The 16113-nt window shown below is 60.5% G+C and carries 12 protein-coding genes; 6 read left to right on the forward strand and 6 right to left on the reverse strand.

Annotated features, from left to right (window positions below):
* Complete coding sequence (locus QQF73_RS02245; RefSeq protein ID WP_219867051.1) at nucleotides 1-711, reverse strand: SIMPL domain-containing protein; 711 nt, start codon at nucleotides 709-711, stop codon at nucleotides 1-3.
* Between the two features lie 104 nt (nucleotides 712-815).
* On the opposite strand from QQF73_RS02245, the gene QQF73_RS02250 reads away from it, so the two are divergent.
* Nucleotides 816-1343: a macro domain-containing protein gene (locus tag QQF73_RS02250; RefSeq protein WP_285367086.1), complete on the forward strand. Its 528-nt coding sequence runs from the start codon at nucleotides 816-818 to the stop codon at nucleotides 1341-1343.
* On the opposite strand, the gene QQF73_RS02255 is transcribed toward QQF73_RS02250, so the two are convergent.
* On the reverse strand, nucleotides 1312-2292 hold the full coding sequence (locus QQF73_RS02255) for a ChaN family lipoprotein (protein ID WP_285367087.1): 981 nt from the start codon (nucleotides 2290-2292) through the stop codon (nucleotides 1312-1314). The genes QQF73_RS02250 and QQF73_RS02255 overlap by 32 nt on opposite strands.
* Nucleotides 2293-2422: 130 nt before the next feature.
* On the opposite strand from QQF73_RS02255, the gene dauA reads away from it, so the two are divergent.
* The 3 genes from dauA to QQF73_RS02270 all read left to right on the forward strand — a co-directional run bounded on the left by dauA (nucleotide 2423) and on the right by QQF73_RS02270 (nucleotide 8004).
* Nucleotides 2423-4147, forward strand: coding sequence for a C4-dicarboxylic acid transporter DauA (dauA, locus tag QQF73_RS02260; protein WP_285367088.1), 1725 nt, complete (start codon nucleotides 2423-2425; stop codon nucleotides 4145-4147).
* A 77-nt stretch (nucleotides 4148-4224) separates the two neighbouring features.
* Entirely contained in the window at nucleotides 4225-6174 is a 1950-nt protein-coding gene (locus QQF73_RS02265) for a CASTOR/POLLUX-related putative ion channel (RefSeq protein WP_285368275.1), read from the forward strand.
* A 237-nt stretch (nucleotides 6175-6411) separates the two neighbouring features.
* Nucleotides 6412-8004: an isocitrate lyase gene (locus QQF73_RS02270; RefSeq protein WP_219867048.1), complete on the forward strand. Its 1593-nt coding sequence runs from the start codon at nucleotides 6412-6414 to the stop codon at nucleotides 8002-8004.
* A gap of 89 nt (nucleotides 8005-8093) precedes the next feature.
* Here QQF73_RS02270 and QQF73_RS02275 read toward each other — a convergent pair whose 3' ends face one another.
* Nucleotides 8094-9176: a M48 family metallopeptidase gene (locus QQF73_RS02275; RefSeq protein ID WP_228743339.1), complete on the reverse strand. Its 1083-nt coding sequence runs from the start codon at nucleotides 9174-9176 to the stop codon at nucleotides 8094-8096.
* Nucleotides 9154-10467, reverse strand: coding sequence for a YjgN family protein (locus QQF73_RS02280; protein WP_219867046.1), 1314 nt, complete (start codon nucleotides 10465-10467; stop codon nucleotides 9154-9156). Before QQF73_RS02280 ends, QQF73_RS02275 begins: the two co-directional genes overlap by 23 nt.
* Before the next feature lie 510 nt (nucleotides 10468-10977).
* Between QQF73_RS02280 and QQF73_RS02285 the strand changes: the two genes are divergently transcribed.
* Entirely contained in the window at nucleotides 10978-11433 is a 456-nt protein-coding gene (locus QQF73_RS02285) for a hypothetical protein (protein WP_219867045.1), read from the forward strand.
* An 8-nt stretch (nucleotides 11434-11441) separates the two neighbouring features.
* On the opposite strand, the gene QQF73_RS02290 is transcribed toward QQF73_RS02285, so the two are convergent.
* Nucleotides 11442-12839, reverse strand: coding sequence for a sigma-54-dependent transcriptional regulator (locus QQF73_RS02290; RefSeq protein ID WP_219867044.1), 1398 nt, complete (start codon nucleotides 12837-12839; stop codon nucleotides 11442-11444).
* A 311-nt stretch (nucleotides 12840-13150) separates the two neighbouring features.
* On the opposite strand from QQF73_RS02290, the gene senA reads away from it, so the two are divergent.
* Nucleotides 13151-14518: a selenoneine synthase SenA gene (gene senA, locus QQF73_RS02295; RefSeq protein ID WP_285367089.1), complete on the forward strand. Its 1368-nt coding sequence runs from the start codon at nucleotides 13151-13153 to the stop codon at nucleotides 14516-14518.
* A 13-nt stretch (nucleotides 14519-14531) separates the two neighbouring features.
* Here senA and QQF73_RS02300 read toward each other — a convergent pair whose 3' ends face one another.
* Nucleotides 14532-16085, reverse strand: coding sequence for a cation:proton antiporter family protein (locus tag QQF73_RS02300; protein WP_219867043.1), 1554 nt, complete (start codon nucleotides 16083-16085; stop codon nucleotides 14532-14534).
* Nucleotides 16086-16113: the final 28 nt, after the last annotated feature.

A 16113-nucleotide genomic window follows, 5' to 3' on the forward strand; every position in this document is an offset into this window, starting at 1 on the left:
TCACTGGAGGTAGTATTCGACCGTGGAAACCACCCGAACCGTCTTGACCGGCTGCTGTCCTTCCATGACGCCCGGGGCCTGATCCCGGGCGAGAATCTGGAACACACCCTGATTGGCCCGGCGCAATCCCCCCAGTTCAGCATCGGCGTCCTTGGCAAACTGTGCCGCCGCTTCCCGTGCTGAGGCTGTGGCCTCGGCGATCATGTCCGGTTTGATGTCATTCAGGCCGTTGAACAGGTAGGTGGGGCCGGCCGGGCCAAAGTCTGACGACAGCACCACCCCGGAATCCACCAGCTCGCTCACGCCTTGGGCTGCGCGCTGGATTTTTGCGATCTCGTTGGCGCGCACCATCAATGTCTGATTGATGATGAACTTATGCTCGCCGTTGTTGCCCTGGTAAGGGTTGGCCCGGGTATCGGTGACATCCAGGCGCTGGAGTTCGACCTTGGTTTCCTCGATGGCCTGGAGCTTCAGGAACGCCATGATGGCTTCCCGGCTCTTTCGGGCAAGGTCCTGAGCCTCGGCCAGGGTGTTGCCGGTGGCGACAAAGCGAATTGGCCACAGGGCCAGGTCCGCGTCCACTTCCCGCTCGGCCACGCCTTTCACGGTGACGTAACGGTCACCGGTGCGCAGATCGGTCAGCCCGTCGGCAATCAGTGATGCGGACAGGATGATGCTGATGCCGATGATGAGGGCGACGAGAACTTTCATGGCGGTTTCCTTGTGTTGCGAGACCCAGCGGCCGGGGAGTGCTGCTATCCTTGAATCAGGGTCAAGGTTAGCGCCTTGTGACAGAGGCGAAAAGGGGGGTGGCCGTGGTAAAGGTTGAACTTGTGCAGGGCAACATAGCGTCGCAGCCGGACATGGATGCCGTGGTCAATGCAGCCAACGCCCGCCTGCTGCCGGGCAGTGGCGTTGCCGGTGCCATTCACAGTGCTGCCGGCCCGGGGCTTGCTGAGGAATGCCAGGCACTGGCCCCGATCTCGCCTGGTCAGGCCGTGATCAGTTCCGGGCACAGGCTGCCAAACCGGTATGTTATCCACTGCCTGGGGCCAGTGTACGGTGTGGACGAGCCGTCTGATCAGCTTCTGGGAGATTGTTATCGCAACGCACTCATGCTTGCAGAACAGCACCAACTGCGCTCGGTGGCGTTTCCTGCAATCTCCACGGGCGTGTTTGGCTATCCGGTGGACAAGGCGGCCGTGGTCGCCTTCGAGGCAATCGCCCGGTTGGCGCCCACGCTCAATTCCGTCCGGCTTATCCGTCTTGTGCTGTTCAGTGATTCGGACCACAGGGTGTTCCGGACGGCGCTCAGTCGCAGCGGGTTGAACCCGACTGGCTGAAGCGGGCGGTCATGGCTGCCCGTTCCCGTTCAGGATCGCGAAACTCCACCGGCAGCGGCTGAATAAAATACAGGAAGTCACCGCGTTGGCGGTATTCCTCGACCGCCGGAGCCGTCTGATTGTCGGGCCAGAACACGGGGGAGATTACGGCAACGGAGAGTTCCGGTGCGCGCTGCTCCAGCACCGCGACAGTACCCAGTCGTTCTTCGCTGTGGAAAGTGCCGGTGACATGGAGAATCTGATGGTCCGGAAAGGCTTCACGAGCCTCCAGGATGCTCACGGCCATGGTGTTGTCCCGCAGGAGCTGGGCCCGGTAGGTATTCTGCATGCGTTTGCTCATGGTCGGATCGCCGGCCCCGTGGCTGCCGGCAATGGCCGCCACAAATTTCGCCTGGTAGGCGGGCGTGTCGATAAAGGGATCCCGGGGTAACCGGCTGCGACGTTCCTCGGCCAGGGTGTCGAGGTAGTCCGCCCCTTTGCGCCCGACACAGCGCACGATGTCGGCCGGCGCATTGGCGGCGATCACGGGAATGGCCCGAGTTCGCGCAAATTCCACCAGTGGCCGGTAAGACGCCCGGTAGTTATCCCAGGCGGCGGTGTCTTCAATCAGCTCGGTTTCGCCAATCTGCCCGCTCAGGTAGCCGTCCAGTTCCGCTTGGTGGTCCAGTTCGAACTGCTCCATGGTCAGCACCTGATCCGGACGCTGACGGTAAAGTGCGGCCTGAAGCCGAGACTGGAGAAGATGCGAGCCGTGATGACCATGATACTCGCCCACCACAACGACATCGGCTGCAGATACCTGTCGGGCCAGCGCTGCCACATTCAGAACCCGGCCGGTCGTGGCCTCGACGATGCGGGTGTCATACTGGGTGTCAGGTGGTTCCAGTGTTGTCGTCATGGTCGAGCAACCACCAAGGCTGAGTAGTGCGATCAATAACAGGGTGGGCATTTGTAAATTCATGCCAGCAGTATACGAAAAGTCCGAGCGTTTGGTTGTGGATTGTGCCCAGCCCGGCCGATCTCGTAACCTCACCCGCAATATAGGGTAGAATCCCGGGTTTATCCTAGGCGATCCGCTCATGTCCCACCGCGCTCATCTGTTCTCCCTTCGTTTTGCCCATGCGTTTCGCGAGGCCTGCCTGGACGAACGGTACAGCGGCCGGAGATTGCTGAGGGATGTGCTGGCGGGCCTGACCGTCGGCATCATCGCAATCCCCCTGGCCATGGCCCTGGCGATCGCCAGCGGCGTTGCACCGCAGTATGGCCTTTACACCGCGATTGTCGCGGGTTGTGTCATTGCCCTGACCGGTGGCAGTCGCTTCAGCATTTCCGGACCCACCGCCGCCTTTGTGGTGATCCTGTATCCCGTTGCTCAGCAATACGGCCTGGGTGGCCTGTTGCTGGCCACGCTGATGTCGGGGGTTCTGCTGATCATCATGGCCCTGATGCGACTGGGTCGGTTCATTGAATACATCCCGGAGTCAGTGACCCTCGGATTTACCGGTGGCATTGCCGTGGTTATTGCCACCCTTCAGGTGCCCGATTTTTTTGGTTTGCCACTGGCCGGCCTGCCGGAACCCTACTGGGACAAGCTGTCGGCATTGGCGCAGGCGCTGCCGGCGCTGGATGCCATGAGTACGCTGGTTGCCGGCACCACGCTGGCGGTGATGTTGCTCTGGCCCCGCCTGAACACGCCGATCCCGGCGCACCTTCCGGCGGTGGTGGTTGGTAGCCTGCTGGCGCTCTTGCTCAACGCCGGGGGTGCATCCATCGACACGATCGGTTCCCGGTTCAGTTTCCTGTTGCCGGACGGCTCGGTCGGTGCGGGTATCCCGCCGGTTCTGCCGGAACTGGCCTGGCCCTGGCAGCGACCGGATGCCGGGGGGGAGCCGCTTGGCCTCTCCTGGTCGATGGTCCGGGAGCTGCTGCCATCCGCATTTGCCATAGCGATGCTGGGAGCCATCGAATCCTTGTTGTGCGCGGTGGTGCTTGATGGCATGACGGGCCGGCGCCACAGTGCCAACAGCGAACTCATGGGGCAGGGCATCGGCAACCTGGTCACTCCGTTCTTCGGTGGTATTACCGCCACTGCGGCAATCGCCCGCTCGGCAGCAAACTACCGCGCCGGGGCAGAGTCCCCGGTGTCCGCCGTGGTCCACTCCCTGGTGATTCTGCTGGCGCTGATATCCCTGGTCGGTGTTCTGGCCTACCTGCCGATGCCGGCCATGGCGGCACTGCTGGTGATTGTGGCGTGGAACATGAGTGAGGCTCCCAAGGCGGTCCACCTTCTGAAAACGGCGCCCCGCAGCGATATTCTGGTGTTTCTGACCTGTTTTTCGCTGACGGTAATCCTGGATATGGTCATCGCCATAACCACCGGTGTCCTGTTGGCTGCGGTACTGTTCATGCGCGAGATGGCGCAAATGACCCGGGTCACCGATATCACTAACAGCAAGCGGATTGGCGGCGCCGGTCTGCCCGAAGGCTGGCGGGTGTTCAAGATCAACGGGCCGTTGTTCTTTGCCGCTGCAGACCGGGTTTTCGGGGAGCTGGCGTCGCTGTCGCAGGAAGCGAGGGGCTTCATTCTCTACATGGACGGCGTCACGGTCCTGGATGCCGGTGGCCTGTCGGCGATGAACAAACTGATCAGCACCTGTCAGCGTGATGGCACGGAAGTGGTGCTCGCCGATCTGCAGTACCAGCCATTGAGGGCGCTGGCTCGGGCGGGTGTAAAGCCCATTGACGGGGTTAGCCGGTTCTGCCCGTCGCTCGACAAGGCGCTGGCCTCGGTCGGGCGGCGGTGATTTCAGGAAATATTCAGGAAATCAGTTGATTATCGGCTATGCTGGCGGTATCGATACCGCTTTGAGACAGGATGCCCATGCTCCCTTTCCGGATTGTTGACCGAATAAAGTTCGTCGTCGAGCGCCAACTGGTGAAGGGCGCCGGGTTCCAGCTGCTTGTGGTGGCGGCTTTCATCGCGCTGATTTCGCTGATTGGCGGGCTGCTCGTAGTGCCCTTGGGAGCGTCGTTCGAAAACGTGGGATCGGCAATCTGGTGGGCGTTTCTCAGGCTCACCGACCCCGGTTATCTAGGGGACGACGTCGGGACCTGGCAGCGGTTTGTCTCCACCATGCTTACGGTCAGCGGCTACGTGGTGTTCATGGGTACCCTGGTGGCGATTCTGACACGCTGGTTGATTGCCAAGATGGCCGACCTGGAACGGGGACTGACGCCGGTCACCCTGAAAAATCACGTTGTGGTACTGGGCTGGACCAGCCAGACCTTACCGTTGCTGTCCGAGCTACTCGGTTCGTCCGGCCGGATGCGGCGGTTTCTCGAGAAACACGACACCCAGAAACTGAACCTGGTGGTGTTGTCGGAGGACGCTTCCGCACAACAGGTGCATGAATTACGCAGTGAGCCGGGCATTGGTCGCCGGGCGCGGCAGGTCATCCTGCGCTCCGGATCCGCTATCCAGCCCGATGCCCTGCACCGGGTCGCCTGTCTGGATGCGGCCGCGGTGATTGTGCCCAGCGCCACCCACGAGGCGGGCAGTCTGGTGACGTCGGACGTTGAAACCGTGAAGGCACTGCTGTCGATTGCGGCCCAGGCCCGACATTTTCACTCCCCCCTTCCGTTTGTGGTCGCGGAAATCCAGGACGTTCGCAAGCACGCGGTTATTGAGCGCGCGTACCCCGGTGCTGTCGAGGTGGTTGCCGGGGACGCCACCATCAGCCGGTTGATGGTGCAGAACATCCTGCACCCCGGTCTGTCCGAGATCTACAACGAGCTGCTCACGGCGGGCGCCGATAACGAAATCTACGTCCGGGGCGGAGAGTCGGTGGCGGGCCTGTCCCTGGGTGAGCTGGCGGCGGCTCGGCCGGGCGTCATTGTCCTCGGGTTGCTGCGACGGCGCGGCACCGACTGGGACGTTCGGCTCGTCGCCCCTTCGGATACCCGTATCGACGCCGAGGACCGGGTCATCATGATGGCCCGGGATTATTCGGAAACCGATCCGAACCCGAAATTGCCCGCCCTGCCGGTTGTCAGCCTCAAGGAGGCCCGACCGAGTGGTCGGGTTGAGACAGTCAGGGACCAACGTGTCCTGGTGTTGGGCTGGAATCGCCGGGTGCCCAGCCTGGTGGCCGAGTTTGCCAGCTACGGAAATCTGGACTTCCAGGTGGACCTGGTCTCGGTCGTCCCTGCCCGGGAGCGTGAGCAGGCAATCCTCCGTTATGTGGGGGAATTTCCCCGGGTTCGCTGTCACCATCTTGAGGCGGATTATATGGTCGAAGGCGAGCTCCGGCGTCTGATGCCTTCAGGCTACGACACCGTGATCCTGCTCAGCAGTGACCGTCTCGCATCGGGTGAGGAGGCCGATGCCCGGGCCATGGTCGGCTATCTGCAACTGGAGGAGATCCTGGCCGAAAGCCCAAAGCGGCCGCAGCTGATCATGGAATTGAGCGACCCGGATAACCGGCATCTGTTGTATGACCATCAGGGTGAAATGCTGATCAGCCCGATGATTCTCAGTCACGTGTTGGCCCAGGTTGCTTTGCGACGGGAACTGAGGGTGGTGCTGGATGAGTTGTTCACGGTGGGCGGTGCCGAAATCCAGTTCCGGGATCCCGATAATTACCCGTTACCGGCCAGCGTCGACTTCCAGTTACTTGAAAAGATTCTCGCCAATGAGGGCGAGATCGCTCTGGGCGTGTTTCGGTCCCGTCCCGATGACAAGGGGCGCCATCTGATGCTTAACCCCCCGCGCAAGCAATACCTCGATATTCAGCCCGGCGACCGGCTGGTGGTTCTCTGTAACACCCTCTAGATACCCTGCCAATGTGCTCGTGGTCCGGTTCAGGCGGGTGTCTGCCGGGTGCTTACCAGTATTCATGCAAAAAATGCTGAAAATAGATTATATAAATTTCAATTATAAATTTTAAAGCACTAAAGTAACCCTCAATGTCAGCGCCATGCTCAAAAAATAAGCAGGCTGTTGGCTTCGGACGTTGCTGTAAGCTTCTCCGCACCTACTTAGAAAACCAACGTAGAAAGGATTGAGACCATGCCCTACGCACAAGACGTTGACCAGATTGCTTCCCTGTTGAAGCAGCACCCGACCTGGAACGCCATCAACCCGAAGCACGCCGCTCGCATGCGCGCTCAGAACAAGTTCAAGACTGGCCTGGACATCGCCAAGTACACCGCCAAGATCATGCGCGAAGACATGGCGAACTATGACAATGACACCTCCCAGTACACCCAGTCCCTGGGCTGCTGGCACGGTTTCATTGGCCAGCAGAAGATGCTGTCCATCAAGAAGCACTTCGGTACCACCAAGCGTCGTTACCTGTACCTGTCTGGCTGGATGGTTGCTGCCCTGCGTTCCGAGTTCGGACCGCTGCCTGACCAGTCCATGCACGAGAAGACCGCCGTTTCCGGTCTGATCGAAGAGCTGTACACCTTCCTGCGTCAGGCCGATGCCTGGGAACTGAACCACCTCTTCCGTGCCCTGGAAGAAGCCGAGAACGCCGGCGACAACGCCAAGGCTGAAGAACTGATCAAGCAGATCGACAACCACGAAACTCACGTTGTGCCCATCATTGCGGATATCGACGCTGGTTTCGGTAACGCCGAAGCAACTTACCTGCTGGCCAAGCAGATGATCGAAGCCGGTGCCTGCTGCATCCAGATCGAAAACCAGGTTTCCGACGAGAAGCAGTGTGGTCACCAGGACGGCAAGGTAACCGTGCCGCACGCTGACTTCCTGTCCAAGATCAACGCGGTTCGTCTGGCGTTTCTCGAGCTGGGTGTGGACGACGGTGTGATCGTTGCCCGTACCGACTCCCTGGGCGCAGGCCTTACTCAGAAGATCGCCGTGACCAACGAGCCGGGCGATCTGGGCGACCAGTACAACAGCTTCATCGACGGTGAAGTGATCGAGAAGGCAGAAGACATCAACAACGGCGACGTTGTGATCAAGCAGAAGGGCCAGCTGGTTCGCCCGAAGCGTCTGGCTTCCGGCCTGTTCCAGTTCAAGCCTGGCACTGGCGAAGACCGCGTGGTTCTGGACTGCATCACCAGCCTGCAGAACGGTGCTGATCTGCTGTGGATCGAGACCGAGAAGCCGCACGTTGGCCAGATCGCTGCCATGGTTAACCGCATCAAGGAAGTGGTACCCGACGCCAAGCTGGTTTACAACAACAGCCCGTCCTTCAACTGGACCCTGAACTTCCGTCAGCAGGTATTCGACGCCTGGAAGGAAGAAGGCAAGGACGTATCTGCCTACGATCGCGCCAAGCTGATGAGCGAAGAGTACGACAACACCGAGCTGGGTCAGCTGGCCGACGAGTGGTGTCGTAACTTCCAGCGTGATGGTTCACGCGAAGCAGGTATCTTCCACCACCTGATCACTCTGCCGACTTACCACACCGCGGCCCTGTCTACCGACAACCTGGCCAAGGGTTACTTCGGTGACGAAGGCATGCTGGCCTATGTTGCCGGTGTACAGCGTAAGGAAATCCGTCAGGGTATCGCCACCGTTAAGCACCAGGACATGGCTGGTTCCAACATCGGTGACGACCACAAGGAATTCTTCGCGGGCGAAGCGGCCCTGAAGGCCGGTGGTAAAGACAACACCATGAACCAGTTCGGCTAATCGAACGGTCTGGTTGTCGCTCCCGGGCTTGCCCGGGAGGCACGAAAAAGCCCCGCCAATGGCGGGGCTTTTTTATGGTTGATCGGCTGTCACCGGGACGCTGCGTCGCGAAAGCGCTGGATGCGCTCCTCGGTAACCGGGTGGCTCGACAACAGGTCGCCAAGCCGGCTCCAGCGACTGTTCGCTTCCCGTTCCTCGTCCCCTTCGCCCTGACCGGTATCCTCCAGCGCCGCCAGTCGACTCATGATGTTGGCAAAGTGCCGTGGATCCAGATCATGCCGTTGCAGGGTTTCCAGTGCGTATTGGTCCGCCTGCCGCTCCATCGTGCGTGAGTAGGACAGGCTCATCAGCACAGCCGGCACCATCACGGTGGTGTCCGAAAAGGCCGACAGGTCGCCGGTCATCATCACAATCAGCCAGAAGGTCAGCGACGACTGGACCATGCCCTGCATGCCATGACGATGCTCTACGTGGCCAATTTCGTGAGCGAGGATGGCCACCAGTTCGTCGTTGGTTTCCGCCAGTTCGACCAGCTCATCGGTGAAGATCAGGGTCCCGTCCGGCAGTGCCAGGGCATTGGCCCCGATGGCCGGAGCCGAGCGGAACAGGACCTTCAATTCCTGCCCGCCGACCGGCGCCAGAAAAGGCTCGAAGTGGCGTTGCAGCGCTTGCTGGCGGGCCTCGGACAGTTCGGAGGGTTCGAGCCAGGTGCCATCCAGGGAAGTCAGCGTCGACTCGCCCACCTGTTCGGCAATGCGGTCGGGCAGGGCATGGGCGACGGCTTTGGCCGTCCAGGGGACGCCATAGACGAAGGCAAACGCCGTGACCGCAATCGTGGCCACCACCGCCGTCAGGATCAGCCCAAGATGGTTTTCCAGGCGATGCAGCAGGCGCGCCATCCGGCCCGATGACTTGCCCCGGCCGAGCTGATCCACGCGATCGTTATCGGTGGTTTCGAAAACGCCGTCATCCGGCAGGTAGAGGTATCGCGGGGTGTTGCCCACCCGGGGCGAGATGTTCAGATCCTGCAGGGACAGGTGCTGTTTGAGGGATGCGGTGACCAGAATCAGCTCGCCACCGACAGAACGCAGCAGGGCGTCCTGTCGGTGGGAGTTGTCGCCGGAATAGAACTGTCCTTCAATGGCCAGATCAGATGGCGGCGAATTCGACATCAAACGCATCTCCCAGTTCCTGACCCAGGGCGCTGGCGCGGTTCTGCTCAGCTGCGACAAAGTGGTCCAGATCCCCGGAAATCAGCATGGTTGTGCAGGCGGCGCGGTAGCGCGCCATGCGAACTTTGGCCCAGGGCGTGAACAGGCCGAGGGTAAGCACGACGAGCAGGCTGTTGCTCAGATAGATCCAGACCATCTGTGCTGGCCCCAGTTCAGACTCGAAGCGGTGTTCGGCCAGTTCGGTGGAGTTCAGGAACAGGTTGGCCACACCGGCCATGAAAAAGCCGAAGATCGTCAGGTAGCCCACACCGCCGATGATGGCGGCCAGGACCGGAATGCCCGCCCGGGCACTCAGGTAGGCGCCGGCACCGAAACCGAGTGCCAGCAACAGGGCCTTGCCGAACAGCAGGTAGTACGCCTTGGTGGTGGCGGCCAGGTCAAAGCTGGTGGTGCCGTAGCGGCTGCCGTTGGCGACAAACTGGTGGGTTTTCTTGAGTACCAGTGGCGTCAGCAACAATAGGCAGAGCAGGTTCAGAAGGGGCCACACGAAGGCGACCATAAAGGCCTGGCCGTAGGTACCCTGGAAGTCGAACCGGATGTTGCGGTAGGCGCTGTTGATGGCGTTGAAGCGCAGTGAACGAATCATGATCCAGGGCACGAGGAACACAAACGCCACGGCGAAAGCGATGGCTGCCTCCACGAACAGTTCTGACAGGGCCACATAGGCGACCAGAACCGCGAGCGCAATCAGCCGGCCCTTGAGGATGGTGATCGGGCTGGCAAGGTACTGGAAGCTGGCGCCGTCCAGCCGTGTGTTGCCATAGAAATACTGGTTGTTGCGAACCGTTGCCCAGGCGGAATAGATGCCCAGGGTCACGATGGTGAGCAAAATGTTGACGATCCAGATGCCGAAGTACTCGCCGCCCCGCCCAGTGAACTCTAGGGGAGCGCGTCTGCGGTCGCCGGCGTCTTCGAAAGTGGTGCTGACCGGCGGCGTTCCCGCCGGCGCCTTTGCAGCAGGCGCTGGTTTTGCCGGGGCCGGGGCGGCTCTGTTCTGCGACGAAATCCGGACGTCGGCGCCGGCCGCGGTCAGGCGCTGGTGGTAAATCACCGCCTCTTCATGGTTCAGGTCGGACTTGATTGCCGGTGCCTCGGTGGTTGGTGAGAACAGACGCTCAATGCGTTCTTCCGTGGCGTTGAAAAGATCCTTCAGGTTGGCCTTCACCTGGGGTTCGTCAAATCCGTCCAGGACCTGACCGGCAAACACAATCTGATAAAGCTCTGTCGACATATGCCTTCCTTACTGTATGGCTTAACGATACGGAGCCAGGCCCCGTCTGTGCGTCCGTGCTGTGGCAGAACGGTAACATGCATGACATTACCAGAATTTCATAACCGGTGTGTGAGCCAGCCGACATTTAGGCTACACATTTGTGACGGAATCTGGACACCTGCATTCTAGATTTTTAACACCGGGATAAATTCCTATCTGCATGAATTGCGCGATGAAATCTTCCCGTGTCCCTGAAACCAGAAGAAAGACCGTTTCAACCCTGAAACAGGTGTCGAGCTTTCAGACTCTCTGTGGTAGCGGCTGACTTTCTAAAAAATTATCTTAGATCAATCTTTTTCCGGGGGTGAGGGAAAAACTGGCGCGGGAATCGCTTTGGCCCTCCGGCGGGTCTGGACCCTGCTGTCTCCGATAGTCGTCGGATTGGGAATGGATCCCATGGAAGCCAACAACATCAAATCAAAGGAATTGACGCCATGACTATTAACCAACGCCTGCTGGCGACTGCCATTGCACTTGGCCTGGGACTGTCCGGAGCGTATCGACGGGGGTTCCTTCAAAGGCCTGGCGTTCCCTGAGATCCTCGTTGACGCTCAGCCAGGGCACCCGGACATCGGCTTCAAACCGGCTGGTGAAGCCGTATTTGAAGGTCAGGGCGCCAACGAAGATGTCGCGCTGGATCTCGGAGATATTGATCAGGCCCACAAGCAGGGCCGGAATCACGGTGTAGCCCTCGATGGCGACCCGGGTGGCGTTGCTGTGGGCGTGGGAAAACGCCGGTTCAATGGTCAGTCGCCCCGGCCGGGTGACGATTCCGCGGTCGGAGGTGATGGAGGCAATGTCGGTGTCCTGCTCTTTCTTCGCTTCAGCTTCTTCGGGGGATGCCGGGACGTCGTCGGCAGAGTCCGTTTACGCAATCCCCGTTGCGGGCATCAGGCAGGCGCTGGCGAGCAGCGGAAAGAGTAGCGGTTTTCTCATGGTGGATCTCCCTTGTGGTGTGAGCCCTGTCGGTGATGACCCGACTGGGGACTGGCGTTGTATTTGTCCATAAGCCGGTAAAACGAAACTCTCGAAATCTTGAGGATGCGCGCTGCGGCGGAGACGTTGTGATGGGCCAGGGCAAGGCTGCAGGACAGGGCCTGACGGTCCGCCCGGGCCCGGAATTCCTCCAGGGTCAGGTTGGACGTGGCGGGCATGTCGGTTTCGGGGCCGACGGGTTCGAGTCCCAGATCGGCGGGCTCGATCAGCTCTCGGTCGCACAGGAGCAATCCCTGCCGCAGTCGATTCTGCAGTTCCCTGAAGTTTCCGGGCCACGAGTGATTGACCAGGCGCTGGATAGCCGTTTCGCTGAGCCGTTTCCGTTCGCCGCCACGATTGGAGGCCTCAAGGAGCGCCTCCGCCAGCGCGGGAATGTCCTCGCGACGGTCTTTGAGCGTCGGCAGTTTTACCTCCAGTCCGCCAAGCCGGTAATAGACGTCACTGCGAAACTTTCCGGATTCGACCAGCTCGGTCAGCGGCTGGCTGGATGTGGTTATGATCCGGCTGTCAATTGGGATGGGTTCGCTGCCACCAATGCGCTCAATCTGCCCCTCCTGCAGAAAGCGCAGGATGGCGGATTGCTGTTCCAGATTGAGTTCATCAATGGATGACAGGATCAGGGAGCCTCCATTCGCCAGTTCCAGCCGGCCCGGATGGGCACTTAGAGCATGGGTGAAGGCCCCTTTCTCGTAGCCGAACAGCTCACTCTGGGTCAGCGAATCGGGCAGGGCGGCACAGTTAACCGTTACCAGAGGCCCGGAAGCCCGCGTCGAGTGTTCGTGAATGAAATGGGCGGCGGCGTCCTTGCCGGTGCCACTTTCGCCGGTAATCAGAACCGGCTCCGGGGTCACCGAGAAGCGCCGGAGCAACCCGCGAACCTGGCGAATGGCCAGCGAGGTGCCTTCCAGGACCAGGGATTGATAATCGTCCCGGGGCAGGCCGACGGCGGGTTCGCGAATGGTTGCCATGCCCCAGAGGTGGCCCAGCACGGTATCAAGCCGTTCGTGATTGACCGGCAGCGTATGGAAATCGGAGCAGTACCGGGTAATCAGCTGTGCGGTCCGGGTACCGGTGATTGGGCGATGGGGCACAATGCCCACCCAGTAACTGAGACTGAGGGCCTCCAGCCATTGGTCCAGCCAGGGCAGATCGTCGGGTGGGATGCGAGTGAGATCCAGAACGCCCACCTTGGAGCCGTCCGGGGGCGACAGTTGAATGGGAACCGGATTCTCCGGGTTGAAATCGATGAGATTCCATCGGGAACCCAGCGCTCTGCGCACGGTGGTATTGGTGTGTGCCGCTGACAACCAGACGAGCGGTCGCTTTTCCATCATGGCAAACCTCCATGAGAGTGATGCCTGGGAAAACGGGACTGCCAGTTGTGTAGGGACAACCTGTAAGCCGGCACGATGAGTTGCCCGGTCACGGCCCTGTGACCCGTCACACGAGCCAGAAAGAAGGTCTGGCGGTTCAATCCGGCATACAGGATACATGCCAGATTTCCTAACAGTCACTCATTCAAATGGTTGCGAGATCCGGAAATGAGGCGCCGCGTAAAACTGTAAAAGTAGTCGACAGTTGGCCGGTCACCCGACCCGGAATCCATCTGTTATGCTGAGGTAAAAACCGGAAGATGAAATGACCTATGGGCGATATGAAATCGATTGATGCGGCTCAGGCCGCGCGGGACGACCTGTTGCTTGAGCTTGAGCGCACCCGGCAACGGACCCGGGCGCTTATCACCTCCCTGCCGGAGGAAAAGCTGGCTGTGCCCTACCACCCGGGTGTAAACCCGCCGCTGTGGGAAATGGGTCACGCCGCGTTTTTCTATGAGGTGTTTGTGTTCAATCTCCTGGATGGTACGCCGAGTTTTGATCCGGCCATGGACGATCTCTGGGATTCGTTCCACGTCGAGCACCGGGACCGTTGGAACCGAGACCTGTTTCCCGGGCGGCAGGACACCCTGGGCTATTTCGACACCATCTATGGCCGCGTCGCCGAACGCATCCGGAGCCGGCCGCTGGACGACCGGACACTCTATCTGAACCGGTACGCCATTTTTCATCAGAATATGCACATTGAATCCCTGATCTGGTGCCGGCAAACCGTGGGTTACCCGCAACCGCCGGGCGCGGTAAAGCGTCGTCCGACCCCGGGTCAGCCGGTCGCCGGTGACGCGGTGATCCCGGCCGGTCGCTGGATGATCGGCATGCCCGGGGATTCTGCGGCCTACGCAACCACGGATTTCGCCTTCGATAACGAGAAACCGAGATTCGAGATCGAGCTGGATTCGTTTGCCATTTCCCGCCAGCCGGTATCGAATGCGGAATTCCGGGCGTTCGTCGACGACGGTGGCTACCAGAAGCCGGAACTCTGGTCGTTCGGCGGCCGAAAGTGGCTCGAGACCGAGGTGGACGTTGCCCTGGTGCATGGCAGCCAGGAGTTCATGCCGCGGGTGCCGAAGCATCCCCTGTACTGGCGCTGGCATGAGCATCAGTGGCAGGAGCGCCTGTTTGACCGCTGGCAGCCGCTGACACCCGATGCTCCGGTCACCCACGTCAGTTTCTGGGAGGCTGAAGCCTTCTGTAACTGGGCCGGCCGCAGGTTGCCAACCGAGTTCGAATGGGAAGTGGCCGCTCTGGGTAACCGGGTCGACCAGCCCTTCCAGCGTTTTCCCTGGGGTAACCGGGAGCCTGATGAAACCCGGGCAGACCTGGATGGCCGGTGCCTGGGCCAGAATCCGGTTTACGATTACCCGGAATCAGACAGTCCTTTTGGCTGTCGGCAGATGATTGGTGGGGTCTGGGAGTGGACCAGCAGTCAATTCTTCCCCTATGACGGCTTCCGGATCGACATGTACCCGTTTATGTCGACCCTGCAGTTCGGCGATCACAAGGTTACCCGGGGGGGCAGTTGCGCCACGTCTTCCTGCCTGATTCGCGGCACCTATCGCCAGGCGTATCTGCCGCAGCGGAATGACGTGTTTACCGGATTCCGGACCTGTGCACGGTAGGGCCCCTGGCGCCTCATTCGGAATGGTCGCTGGCCCGGCTGATGATGTGGCTCGCGAGAGCAACACCGGTCTCGTTCATGGTCAGGTAGGCCTCATTGGCGCCTGCCTCCCGGATCTGGTGAGCCTCGTCGTCGTACATGGTGTGGGCAACGATATACCCCCGGAAGCCCAGCTTTCTCAGCATGCGCGCGGCAATGAGTTTGCCCTCGATGTCGCCCAGGGCAAGAATGACCGAGTGCACCTCGGGCATGTGCAGGCCGTTCCAGAATGAGGCATCCTCGGCGTCGGCGAACACGACGTTGCGGCCTTCCTTCTGGTGTTTGCTGGCCTTGGCCGGATCAGAATCCAGGCCCATCAATTCCGGTTCCTGTCTTGATACCCAGTCATAGGCCGCAGTGCCCGTTCGCCCCATGCCCATGATCAGGACCCGGGTATTGCCTAGGGACAGGGGCTGTTCGTCCGGGTGGTGTTTCTGGGTTTCGAAGTCGCTCAGTCCGGATCCGAAACGCTCGTAGATGACGTGGGCGAAGCGGTTCAACGGCGCGGAAATGACAAACGAGATCGCGACCGAAATAGCCAGTGGCACCAGCCATTCCGGCAGAGCAACACTGGCGACAATCAGGCCGAACTCGCTGTAGTTGGTCAGTGCCAGCGCACTCAGGAAACTGCTTCTTGCCCGCAGACGAAAGGCCAGCAACAGAAAGAAGAACAGAATGCCCTTCAGGGGCAGAACCAGTGCCGCAACCAGCGCAAAGGCGAGGGCCTGGCTGTCCGGCAGCCCGCCAATGCCAATCTGCAGGAAGAATCCCACCAGGAACATCTCTTTCACGCTCCACAGGGACTTGGACAGCTCCTGGGAGCGGGGGTGGTTCGACAACATGGCACCGAACACCAGGGCGCCAAGCTCCGCGCTCAGGCCAACGGATTCAAAGCCATAGCCGCCCAGCACCAACGCCACCAGGAGGCCGAGCAGAATCAGCAGTTCGTCATGTCCGCTGGCGTCAAGCAGACGGTACAGCAGCGGGCGCAGCAGCGGCAGGCCGAAAACGATCAGGGCCCACTGTGAGGGGGTCTGGCCGGCGGCAAGGCTCATCACCGCCAGGGCAATCAGGTCCTGCATGATCAGGATGCCGATGGCAACGCGGCCGTGGAAGGCGCGAAGTTCGCGTTTGGATTCCAGTACCTTGGCCGCCAGAACGGTGGAGGAAAACGACAGGGCAATGGCCAGCATAAAGGCGGTTTGCCATTGCAGGTCCATCAGCAGGTACAGGCCGGGGGTGAAGACCGCGCAGGTGATGCCAAAATGCAGCAGGCTGCCGCCAATCACTTCCCGGCTGACAATGGACCTGAGTTTCAGTTTCAGGCCAACGGTGAACAGGAGCAGCAGGACCCCGAGGTGGGCAATGTGCGTCAGTGCGTCGGTGGCTTCGATGGTCAGGCCGGACACGTCGGACAGGCCGCTGAGCAGGAAGCCTGCGGCCAGATAGCCCACCAGTGGCGGCAATCCGGCACCCTTGACCAGCAGGCCAAGTGCAAAGGCGAACGAAATCCAGAGAGCTTCAGGCATGCGACATTTCTTTCATCCAACACTGGGC

Origin of the sequence: Marinobacter albus (assembly GCF_030238305.1) — a bacterium.
Lineage (GTDB): Bacteria > Pseudomonadota > Gammaproteobacteria > Pseudomonadales > Oleiphilaceae > Marinobacter > Marinobacter albus.

What these genes read in the sequence shown, in the direction of transcription:
- QQF73_RS02265 (WP_285368275.1), top strand. Translation starts at nt 4,225, where the DNA reads ATGCTCCCTTTCCGGATTGTTGACCGAATAAAGTTCGTCGTCGAGCGC.
- QQF73_RS02270 (WP_219867048.1), top strand. Translation starts at nt 6,412, where the DNA reads ATGCCCTACGCACAAGACGTTGACCAGATTGCTTCCCTGTTGAAGCAG.
- QQF73_RS02275 (WP_228743339.1), bottom strand. Translation starts at nt 9,176, where the DNA reads ATGTCGAATTCGCCGCCATCTGATCTGGCCATTGAAGGACAGTTCTAT.
- dauA (WP_285367088.1), top strand. Translation starts at nt 2,423, where the DNA reads ATGTCCCACCGCGCTCATCTGTTCTCCCTTCGTTTTGCCCATGCGTTT.
- QQF73_RS02255 (WP_285367087.1), bottom strand. Translation starts at nt 2,292, where the DNA reads ATGCCCACCCTGTTATTGATCGCACTACTCAGCCTTGGTGGTTGCTCG.
- QQF73_RS02245 (WP_219867051.1), bottom strand. Translation starts at nt 711, where the DNA reads ATGAAAGTTCTCGTCGCCCTCATCATCGGCATCAGCATCATCCTGTCC.
- QQF73_RS02280 (WP_219867046.1), bottom strand. Translation starts at nt 10,467, where the DNA reads ATGTCGACAGAGCTTTATCAGATTGTGTTTGCCGGTCAGGTCCTGGAC.
- QQF73_RS02290 (WP_219867044.1), bottom strand. Translation starts at nt 12,839, where the DNA reads ATGATGGAAAAGCGACCGCTCGTCTGGTTGTCAGCGGCACACACCAAT.
- QQF73_RS02300 (WP_219867043.1), bottom strand. Translation starts at nt 16,085, where the DNA reads ATGCCTGAAGCTCTCTGGATTTCGTTCGCCTTTGCACTTGGCCTGCTG.
- senA (WP_285367089.1), top strand. Translation starts at nt 13,151, where the DNA reads ATGGGCGATATGAAATCGATTGATGCGGCTCAGGCCGCGCGGGACGAC.